Origin of the sequence: uncultured Mucilaginibacter sp. (genome assembly GCF_903893715.1) — a bacterium.
In the GTDB taxonomy this organism is placed as follows: Bacteria; Bacteroidota; Bacteroidia; order Sphingobacteriales; family Sphingobacteriaceae; genus Mucilaginibacter.
In genome coordinates this window covers 1-10,475 of record NZ_CAITNG010000026.1, presented here as the reverse complement: position 1 = coordinate 10,475, position 10,475 = coordinate 1, and the positions used below count along the sequence as shown (strand labels likewise).

Annotated in this window: 10 protein-coding genes; 5 read left to right on the top strand and 5 right to left on the bottom strand. The window is 45.7% G+C overall.

Annotated features, from left to right (window positions below; translation table 11 throughout):
* Positions 1–293: 293 nt before the first annotated feature.
* Genes QZX97_RS03720 through QZX97_RS03710 form a run of 3 tightly spaced genes read right to left on the bottom strand, consistent with a single transcriptional unit; the run spans position 294 to position 2,197 of the window.
* A complete protein-coding gene (locus tag QZX97_RS03720; RefSeq protein WP_295655299.1) occupies positions 294–1,061 on the bottom strand; it encodes an exodeoxyribonuclease III in 768 nt (255 codons plus the stop codon).
* 60 nt (positions 1,062–1,121) lie between these two features.
* Positions 1,122–1,841, bottom strand: coding sequence for a peptidylprolyl isomerase (locus QZX97_RS03715; protein ID WP_295655301.1), 720 nt, complete (start codon positions 1,839–1,841; stop codon positions 1,122–1,124).
* An 11-nt stretch (positions 1,842–1,852) separates the two neighbouring features.
* Positions 1,853–2,197, bottom strand: a complete 345-nt coding sequence (locus QZX97_RS03710; protein ID WP_295655302.1) for a hypothetical protein — start codon at positions 2,195–2,197, stop codon at positions 1,853–1,855.
* A 227-nt stretch (positions 2,198–2,424) separates the two neighbouring features.
* Between QZX97_RS03710 and QZX97_RS03705 the strand changes: the two genes are divergently transcribed.
* Both QZX97_RS03705 and QZX97_RS03700 read left to right on the top strand, forming a co-directional pair.
* Positions 2,425–2,736: a hypothetical protein gene (locus QZX97_RS03705; protein ID WP_295655304.1), complete on the top strand. Its 312-nt coding sequence runs from the start codon at positions 2,425–2,427 to the stop codon at positions 2,734–2,736.
* 115 nt (positions 2,737–2,851) lie between these two features.
* Positions 2,852–5,356 (top strand): TonB-dependent receptor, encoded by a 2,505-nt coding sequence (locus tag QZX97_RS03700; protein WP_295655306.1) that lies wholly within the window; start codon positions 2,852–2,854, stop codon positions 5,354–5,356.
* A gap of 65 nt (positions 5,357–5,421) precedes the next feature.
* On the opposite strand, the gene QZX97_RS03695 is transcribed toward QZX97_RS03700, so the two are convergent.
* Positions 5,422–5,784 carry a hypothetical protein gene (locus tag QZX97_RS03695; RefSeq protein ID WP_295655308.1) on the bottom strand — a complete coding sequence of 121 codons (363 nt, stop codon included), beginning with the start codon at positions 5,782–5,784 and terminating at the stop codon, positions 5,422–5,424.
* Between the two features lie 121 nt (positions 5,785–5,905).
* On the opposite strand from QZX97_RS03695, the gene QZX97_RS03690 reads away from it, so the two are divergent.
* Positions 5,906–7,444 carry a YifB family Mg chelatase-like AAA ATPase gene (locus QZX97_RS03690; RefSeq protein WP_295655310.1) on the top strand — a complete coding sequence of 513 codons (1,539 nt, stop codon included), beginning with the start codon at positions 5,906–5,908 and terminating at the stop codon, positions 7,442–7,444.
* Between the two features lie 214 nt (positions 7,445–7,658).
* Positions 7,659–7,901 carry a hypothetical protein gene (locus QZX97_RS03685; RefSeq protein ID WP_295664197.1) on the top strand — a complete coding sequence of 81 codons (243 nt, stop codon included), beginning with the start codon at positions 7,659–7,661 and terminating at the stop codon, positions 7,899–7,901.
* Between the two features lie 265 nt (positions 7,902–8,166).
* Here the strand turns inward: QZX97_RS03685 and QZX97_RS03680 are convergent, their stop codons facing one another.
* Positions 8,167–9,015, bottom strand: coding sequence for a terminase small subunit (locus QZX97_RS03680; protein ID WP_295655313.1), 849 nt, complete (start codon positions 9,013–9,015; stop codon positions 8,167–8,169).
* 424 nt (positions 9,016–9,439) lie between these two features.
* On the opposite strand from QZX97_RS03680, the gene QZX97_RS03675 reads away from it, so the two are divergent.
* Positions 9,440–10,321: a hypothetical protein gene (locus QZX97_RS03675; protein WP_295655314.1), complete on the top strand. Its 882-nt coding sequence runs from the start codon at positions 9,440–9,442 to the stop codon at positions 10,319–10,321.
* The last annotated feature ends 154 nt before the right edge of the window (positions 10,322–10,475 follow it).

The window sequence follows — 10,475 nt, the reverse complement described above, 5'->3', positions numbered from 1 at the left end:
TCTTTGAAAATTCATCGCGGTGAACGAAAAAATTGATACCTACAATAAGGGCCCGGCTTAAAAAAAGATAATCAAAAAAGATAAATTCACTGTAAATGACAAATTTGCGGTTATAGTATGGCCAGGCAAAATTGAAAAGCAGCACAAAAAACAAAAAGATGACAAACGCAAAAGAGGACCTTTTAAAATTCCGGGCAAAATCTGTAAAATCGTTGTTTACATATACCCCGGTTAGGTATGAGGCTATCAACCAAATCAAAAAAATACTATCAGCCTAACATTATAGAAATTATCTATAAGTCTAATTCGAGCAAAACGGGACAATGGTCGGAATGCCTGGCTTCCGATAAAATAGCTGCCCGTTTGATGAATGGCTCGAGCGCTGTGGTAGCCATATTATAATCGATACGCCAGCCTAAATTCTTGGCGCGCGAGTTGGCACGGAAGCTCCACCAGGTATAATTATGCGGTTCTTTGTTCAAGTGACGGAAGGTATCGATAAAACCGGAATTGATAAAGTTCTCCATCCATTCGCGCTCTTCGGGCAAAAAGCCGGATGAGTTGGCGTTTGATTTTGGGTTGTGAATATCGATTGGGCGATGGCAAATATTATAATCGCCGCAAACCACCAGTTTGGGGTATGCCGATTTTAACTGATCGAGATAGGCACCAAAGTCATCCAAAAACTTGTACTTAAAAACCTGACGCTCATCGCCGCTGGAGCCGGATGGAAAATAAACGCTCATCACGGAAACATCTTCAAAATCGACACGAATGTTGCGGCCTTCGCGGTCGTAATCGGCAATGCCGCAGCCATACTCAATGTGTTTTGGCGTTTGTTTACAAAATATGGCTGTACCACTGTAACCCTTTTTTTCGGCCGGGAACCAGTAGTGTTGGTAGCCCATTTGCTCCACCAATAACAGGTCGGTGAGTACCTCGGGAGTAGCTTTTATTTCCTGCAGGCAAACCACATCGGCATCGGTAGCTTGCAGCCACGAAAACCAGTTTTTTGAAATTGCCGAGCGTATGCCGTTAACGTTGTATGTGATTATTTTCATTGAATGATGAATATCGAATATTAAACATCGAATATCGAAGTTTTTTACTTCTTTATGCTATCAGTTTTCGGGAATGCCCAATATTTTATCCAATTGCTTACACTCTCTTTTGCTCAACACTTCAACCGTCATGGGCACGTCCTGTAAAGGTCGGTCGCGGGCATCTTTAGGCACGGCTGCAATACGGTCGACCATATCGAGGCCGCTCACTACCTCGCCGTATACGGTATACAGACGGTCGAGGCTGGGCGTGCCGCCAACGGTTTTATAAATTTCCCGTTGCGATTGCGGTATCTTATAATTCATGCCGGCATAGCGGGGTAGTTTTTCAACTTTGTCCAAATCGGCATCGGTATAGCGCTTGCCTTCCACAATATAAAACTGCGATGCGCTGGATGCGCGTTTGGGGTTTACATCATCGCTGTTACGGGCGGCGGCCAGCACGCCGCGTTTATGGAACAGGCTGTCGCGAAACTCGGCATCGACGGTGTATTTCAGGTCGCCGTCGCCGAGCGCTGCGCCGGGCTTGGCAGTTTTAGAATCGGGGTCGCCGCCTTGAATCATAAAATTCTGTATAACCCGATGAAACAATAGTCCGTTATAAACGCCCTGTTTGGCCAGTTTGATAAAGTTATCGCGATGCCCCGGGGTTTCGTTGTACAGCCTGATGATGCAGGTACCATAGCTTGTTTTTATGCGTACGTATTGGTTTTTTGGCGGCCCGGCAAAAGCTGCCGACACCGCACAGAGCCACAAAACAAGTGCAAAATATTTCTTCATATCAATTTTGGTCAGGATAAAACTTCGTCAAAATAGTCGATGATAAGCGACTTGATGAGCATTTCCTGCTCGAGCAGTGTGTAGGGCGGTATCACTTTCACCAGTTTCCAATGCGGCCAACCATCCTGATCCAAGCCTTCGAGCTCATAAAACCCTAATTTACTAAAAAGCTTACAATTGGCAATATGCATCAGTTCTTCCTTTTGCCGTTTGCTAAACTTGCGCGGCCCCTGACCCAGTTCCTGTACGCCAATCAAAAACAACATCACCTTGATATCAGGCGTATCGGTATCAAAATCGGCGGCAAGGCGTTCTTGCAGTTGTTTGTATCGGATGTTTGTTTCAGCAGGCGTCATCCAACAAATATAGGGTTTATGGCCGGCAATAAAACCAGCATAATTTAATACCGGCGGGGTTTCATCACAAAATTGTTACCTGGTAGGTTTATCATAAAAAAACCATATTTAAACCAAAAGCTTATATTTGTTAACAATATTGTACTTTTTTGATTGAAATGGTGTTAATTAGCCTAATCAACGCTTTCAATTAAAAACAATTAAGTATTTGACCCGTTAACCCCGTAATGAAGAGCCGTTTGCGCCATATAGCTTTTGCCTGGATAGTGCTGATCTGTTTTGCAGTAGGGCAATTTGCCGGTTATGCTCACCAACACCCGGTTGCTAAAATCACATCGGCAAAAAACACAACTACCGGGCAAACCTTAAAAGAAAAATGTTATTTGTGCGATGCCATGCAGCATACGCACATGGCTATTTTTACCGATGCCATACCCGCAATTTTTACAACCATTGCCGATACGCAATATAAACGTCAACACGATTATAGAGGTATTGCACTTATCCTTTCGGCCGGGCGTTCACCGCCACAGGCCTGATTTAATTTTCCCACTGATTTTATACCTGTTTTTTAATCGTTGATTATCAAAACGATTGGATTTTAGTATAGGCAATCAGTATCAGTTTATCAATTTTCACATCTCACCAATATTCATGAAAGTTAAATTATTCGCAATTATTTGCATATACCTATTGGCCTTACCGGTTGCCCGGGCGGCTAAACGACATACCGACCCCGACCCACCGGGCAATGGCACACTAACTGGTGTTGTTACCGACAAAAAAGACGGCTCGACGCTTATAGGGGTAACAGTTTTTGTACCCGACCTGAAGATAGGCGGCAACACCAACGCCGACGGCAAATACACCCTGAGCCATTTACCAAAAGGTATTTACCTGGTACAGGTGAGTTATGTGGGCTATGCCTCGATAAGCCAGAAGGTTGATTTTTCGAAAACCACGGTACTCAATTTTCAGTTACAGGCGTCCTCCATCGAAATGAGTGAAGTAGTGGTAACAGGCGTTAGCCGCGCTACTGAAATTAAGCGCAGCCCTATCCCTTTGGTGGCCATTAGCAAAACATTTATTGAGGAACATGCCGCCGCAGGAAACGTGATTGACGAGATTGCTAATTTGCCGGGCGTTAGCGCGGTAACCACCGGGCCAAACGTATCGAAACCATTTATACACGGCTTGGGCTATAACCGTGTGGTAACGCTGGAAGATGGCATACGCCAGGAAGGCCAGCAATGGGGCGATGAGCATGGCGTAGAAGTGGACCAAAACTCGATAGACAGGGTAGAAGTAATAAAAGGCCCGGCCAGTTTGGCCTATGGCTCGGACGCGATTGGCGGGGTGGTGAACCTGATTACGGCATCGCCCGTGGCCGATGGCAAAATATTGGGTTCGGTGCAGGGGAATTATGGCACCAACAATGGATTGATAGGTGGTTCGTTCAATTTGCAAGGTAATACCAATGGCTTCGTATGGGGGACCGTATTATCTACCAAGGAAGCGATGGATTATCAGAACCAGCATGATGGCCGTGTATACGCTACCAATTTTAAAGAAAACGATGCCCGTGTGATGTTTGGCTTGAACAAATCTTGGGGGTACTCATACCTCAACGCATCGATATTTGATGATGAGCAGGCGATACCTGACGGCAGCCGCGACTCGGTTACGCGCCAGTTTACCAAACAGGTTACCGATGCTGATTTGACAAGGCCCATCGTAAATTACGGCGACCTGAACTCGTACAATATACCCACCCTGCACCAGCATGTACAATTGTACCGCATTTACGATAACAGCAGTTTTGCCCTGGGCGATGGGACACTGTTGGTCAACCTGGGCTATCAATACAGCCACCGCCTCGAGTTTACGCACCCTACCAATGCCGACATACCGGGCTTAAACCTGCAGTTGACGACCTATACTTACGATGTGAAGTACAACTTCGACATTCTGAAGGATTACGAAACCTCGGTAGGTGTAAACGGCATGTACCAAAGCAACACTTTAGGTTATTGCACGGCCTTCCCGATACCGGCCTATCACCAGTTTGACATTGGTCCATTCTTTATCCTGAAAAAGAGCTTTGGCAAATTGGACGTGGTTGCAGGTGCAAGGTATGATACCCGTTCGTTTACCGGCGAAGCAGAGTATATAGATACCGCCGTTAAATACTACCCTACAGTTTATACCGGCAACAACCCGACAGGGACACCCAATGTAGTTAACCATTTTAACGCCTTGAGTAAAACATTTTCGGGCGCATCGGGTAGTTTTGGAGCGACATATAATTTTTCGCGCTCGTTCCTGTTAAAGGCGAACATTGCACGCGGCTTTAGGGCGCCGAGTATTGCAGAGCTTTCGGCCAACGGGCCCGACCCGGGTTCGCAAATATACCATATTGGGAACAGCAGCTTTAAGCCCGAGTTTAGCGTACAGGAAGATTTCGGCGCGTTTTTAACCGTGCCGGATTTTACCGCCAGTGTTGAGTTGTTTAACAACGATATACAGAACTACATTTTTCAGGAGCAGGTATTGGATGCCAACGGCCAGCCGGTGTTAACACAGGGGTATAATACTTTTACCTATGTGCAAAGCAAAGCCCGCATAAAGGGTGGCGAAATTAATCTGGATATACACCCTTACAAATGGATGCATTTTGAGAACTCGTTGAGCCTAACCTATGGTGAAAACCTGGGGACAGGCGGTACTGTACCCGACAGCTTGAAGTATTTGCCATTTATACCGCCATTGCATACGCACTCGGAGCTGAGAGGCAGCTTTAACAAAGGCTTCGCGTATTTTAAGAATACGTATGTATCGGTTGGGTTAGACCATTTTGACCCGCAGACCAGATTCTTCTCAGCCTATGGCACCGAAACCTATACCGCAGGTTATAACCTGATAGGCGCGGGCTTTGGCGGCGATATTGTGAACAAAGCCGGTAATGCCATCATCAAAATATTTGTTGAAGGCGCCAATTTGGCCAATGTGAACTATCAATCGAACATGAGCCGGTTGAAGTATTTTGATAACGCCAACCCCGGACCGGCGGTTACTACGCCCGGCATTTTCAACATGGGGCGTAATATCAGCTTCAGGGTGATTATACCCTTCGATGTGTCGGGGAAACCAAAATCGTAGTTTCTTTTGTTTTAAACTATATTGCAGGGAACCGGCTTATGCCGGTTTTCCTGTTTTATGGAGTTTTATTTATCACTAATCTTTATCTGCGCGGGGTCGGTAACGGCTATTTCGGGTTTGCCTTTATAGTCGATGATGGTGCCGGTTACGCAGATGTTTTTGTCCTTAAAGGCATCTTCGGGCGCGTCTTTAAATTTCTTACGGTCTTCTCCTTTGATGACGATGGTAAGCAGGTTATCCGGGTAAGCGCCGCCTACGTTTAAAAAGGTGATGCCCGCCTGGTCGAGATAGCGGGTGGTGAATACTTTGCTGCAAACAGTTACGCTATCGCCGATGTGTTTGGCGGCGTCTTTAATATCAATGCTTTTTTGCGAAAAGGCCTTTGCCGATGCGAAGGCGATGAAGAGGATAAGCGCGATTTTTTTCATGTTGATGATGGATAAATGTGCTGCCAATTTAAGCAAAAGACGCATACGTCATCAAGATATTGCTGGGTTTTTTGTGGTTCTGTATATTTCCTTTATCTTTCGTTTATAATCATATATACACGTGTTAGTTAAAACTTTCGGAAGCGCGGTTTATGGCATACAGGCCACTACCATTACTGTTGAGGTAAATATTTTGGCAGGCACCAAATACTTTATTGTGGGCCTGCCCGATAATGCCATTAAGGAGAGTTATTTCCGCATTGAGTCGGCGTTGAAAAATACCGGCTATAAAATGCCGCGCCAGCAGGTGGTGGTAAACATGGCCCCTGCCGATGTACGCAAAGAAGGCTCGGCTTACGACCTCACCATCGCCGTTGCCGTGATGGCGGCATCAAACCAGGTGGAAACCGAAAACCTGGACAAGTACCTCATCATGGGTGAGCTTTCGCTGGATGGGGGCTTGCAGCCTATAAAGGGTGCCTTACCCATATCCATACAGGCGCGCAAAGAAGGTTTCAAAGGGTTTATACTACCCAAACAAAACGCCCGCGAGGCTGCCATTGTAAGCGACCTCGACGTTTACGGCGTTGAAAGCATCAAAGAGGTGGTCGACTTTTTTAACGGCGATGCCGTGTTGCGCCCTACCGTGGTAAACACCCGCGAAGAGTTTTACAACAGCGTTAACAATTACGACAGCGACTTTAGCGAGGTGCGCGGGCAGGAGAACATCAAACGCGCCCTGGAAATAGCCGCCGCGGGCGGCCATAACGTGATACTGATCGGTCCGCCGGGGGCGGGGAAGACGATGCTGGCCCGCAGGCTGCCCTCCATATTGCCACCGCTAAGCTTGCAGGAAAGTTTGGAGACCACCAAGATACACTCCGTAGCGGGCAAGCTAAGTACCAGCGATGCTTTGGTTACCGTGCGGCCCTTCCGCTCGCCGCACCATACCATCAGCGATGTGGCCCTCGTTGGCGGGGGCAGCAACCCGCAGCCGGGCGAAATTTCGCTGGCGCATAACGGGGTATTGTTTTTGGACGAACTCCCCGAGTTTAAACGCACCGTATTGGAAGTAATGCGCCAACCTTTGGAAGAACGCAAGGTAACCGTGAGCCGCGCCCGGCTAACGGTGGAATACCCCAGCAGTTTTATGCTCATCGCCAGTATGAACCCCTGCCCTTGCGGTTATTATAACCATCCCGACAAGGAATGTACCTGCCCGCCGGGGATGGTACAGAAATATTTAAGCAAAATATCAGGCCCGCTGCTGGACCGTATTGACCTGCACGTAGAGGTTACGCCGGTGAATTTTACGGAACTCTCATCCGACAGGCCCGCCGAAAAAAGCGGACTGATACGCGAGCGGGTAATAGCCGCCCGCGAGATACAACTGGCCCGCTTTGGCACCGAACCCGGCCTGCATAGCAATGCCCAAATGAGCACCAAAATGGTACGCGAGCTATGCAAAATAAACACGGCCGGGCAAACGCTCCTCAAAAAAGCGATGGAGAAACTCGGCCTCAGCGCCCGCGCTTACGACCGTATCCTAAAAGTGGCCCGCACCATTGCCGACCTCTCCGGCAGCGATGATATCCTGCTGGAACATTTAGCCGAGGCCATACATTACCGGAGCCTCGACAGGGAGAATTGGGCCGGGTGATGGGCTATCGTACCAGCGCCGTCCCTTCGTGCCTTATGCCTGCCTGTCGGCTGACAGAGGTGTTTAAACTAATCCGCAATGTCGTCCGTTGGCTAACGGATCGGCACACAACATGCTAAGTAACCCGCCAACCAATGACTTAATGACCCAATGACCAATGAACAAACCTATGGGTATTTATGGGTATCCGTGAATATCGAATAATGAACTTTAAATGTCGAATATCGATTTTACTTCTTCATTCCATATTGGATATTCGGTGTTCGATATTTTTCTGTTATGGGTATTTATGGGTGTTTTATATTTTCATTTAGTTTTTATTCTTGCACCTTGCGCTCGTTTGCAACGAGCGCTTAACCTGGTCTTGCGTTTGCAACGCCCTGTCGGAGATATGGATATTTATAGTAATGCCTTTAAGGAAATCCAGTCTGTTTTATGTTCCCGCAAAGCCGCATAAGCCGCTGAGAATGCCGTTCAAAAACTTTGCGTCTTCGCGCCTTTGCGCGGCAAATCTCTTACAATCGTTGGTTGTAATTTCCAATCCCCGACAGACAAAAAAATCAAAGCCCGGCCCGTGCTATTACTCTCTTGAGAGGGGTGGAGCGGTGTGTCATGTACGCCATATCGTTGGCCAGACATTTCCAATCCCCCAAATAACAAACGCCACATAAAATTCAAATCCGCCACAAGTTATTCAAAACGCCTTGCGCCATGCGCTTTGCTCAAAAAAACACCTTCTGCCCGGGCTTAGGCGGCAAACTGTTCAAATACTGCTGGCGGCGTTCTTTCATTACCTCATTGCTCAACTTCCTGCCGCTCAACCCCGGGTTGCTAAAGGTATTGGTCGGCGCGCTTTCCGTTTTCGCCGTTTCACCTTTTTTAGCCGTTTCAGCCGCCGCAGCATTTGCTAAGGCGGTCTGAATACCCATTTCCCTTGTCGCCAAATCCGCCTCCCGTTGCTTTAAATCCCGTTCCTTCAGGTACAATTCCCTTTGCAGCGTTTCAAGCTTTACCTTCTTTTCGTACAGTTCCTTATCCAGCGCGTCAATACTGTCATCTTCAAAGCGGTCATCATCATTCAGGTCTCCTTTGTCCACATAAACCGCCTCTTGTGGTTCCGGCTGTTTTTGTTCAACATCGTAAAACTTGATGTGCTTGGCAATTTTTTCCAAAGCCGCCAGTTTGTTGTGCAAGCGTAATTGCACGGTAGTGCCATATTTCCCTTCCGAAACCTTCAAACTCCATATCGCGCTTTTTCTATCATCCGCAATATCGCCCATGGCTTTCACACGACCATCATCCCCAAAATAATCGCCCATATTGGCAAAGGCAACCTTCATCAATTCGCCCAAAAGCGTTTCATGGCTCACCTTTAGTTTTTGCGCCGCCTCAGCTGTACGCCCTTTCAAATAAGCCTGAATCTTGGGCATTTCCATCAATTGCCCGTTCATGGCCGTAGCCTGTGTATACCCAGCCCGCAAGGCAGCCCGGGTAGCGTTCATGTCTATCAAATACTCATCGCAAAAGCGTTGTTGTTTGGGTGTTAGTGTAAATGCGTCAATCGTTTTCATATATCAAGTTTTGGTTTTAATTTCAGTATAAAGCATAGCGATGCCCAACCCCAAAAAGGGGCTAAAAAGCACAAAAAGGTGTTTTATTGCAAATTATATGCAATGTACGAAGAATAATTTATTATTACAAAAATTACAAAAGAAATATAAAATATTGTCATTTCGAGCGAGCGCAGCGACGAGAAACCTTTGCGAACTAATACATTCACGCCAGATATATAGCACGCCGACTAATCTCTTACAGAAGTTTTCTCCCTGCGGTCGAAATGACATAAAATTTGAAATGATAAGGTTTTTCAAAGCTGGTCGAAGTTTAGAGTAGCGTAACTTCGACCTAAATGACGTAAGCATTCTGTTTTACGAAAACCAACTATTTAATCTCAAAGCTTAAAATATTTTAGGACGAAGATGTAACCTTCGACCAGTGGGAGAAAAAAATGTACATTTACATATGGGATTGGCAATAACTATAGCAACAATGCTTGCTATTTTAACCGCTTTAAAACTTTTTTGGAAAAGAGCGAAAAGCTCGATAAGTACAGCAATTATTTTAGTAACATTAATTGCCGCAATTGTTCAAATCGTTGTTCAAGATGGGAAAGATCAGGCGGCTAAAAAGCAAAAAAGTATTGATAGTCTAAGAAATGTAATACAATTGGATAGTGCAAAAAGGGAATTGAAGTTTATTCAAGCTCAAAATGATTCCTTAAGCGGCAAAATAACATCATTAAAGAATGATAACCATTCATTAATCGGCAGCGTAAAAAGTTTTAGAGAATATTTCCATCAAAACGCCCAAATACAAGAAGGCGTTAATGAGTATATTACAGGAGGAGACAATTTACCAATTATTCGCATTTCAGTCGGGAGATTACCGAACAAAAATCCAAAAGCGAATTTTGAGGACCCAGACTCCATTCGTTACAGCGCCAGTTTCGCGATAGTAAACGATGGATATGTACCCATTAAAAATGTTAGCGTCCAAATAAATAACGGGATTGACAACATTACATATAAAGAAAAGTTTCCTTCTTTAACTCAGAAATTTGGGCCAACAATTAAGAGCTATGAACTGCCATTGGGGAAGGATACGAGTTATTTCGATGGCACAGTAATTTGGGATGGTGAAAATATGAGGGCCTATATGTACAACTTTGTGCTTGTTAGAAAAAAAAATCCTTTAAGGGATTACACTATTAGCAAAGTTTATACTCATGTAGGAGATAAATTAGGTAGATATTTCAATCCAGATTCGCTCTTAAATTCCTATTTGGCGAAATCTAAAAAATCGCCCAAAAGACAATGACCCCCGTGCTGGCGCACGCGTGCCGTGGCTGTTGCGCAACGAACTTTTACAAGCATGTTAATTTTGTAGTAAATTGAGGTCCATTAGCTTTTATAACAACAGGGTCAAGTGTCACTTTAGGTTCTAACAGGTTCAATATAGCATCCCAAAGTTC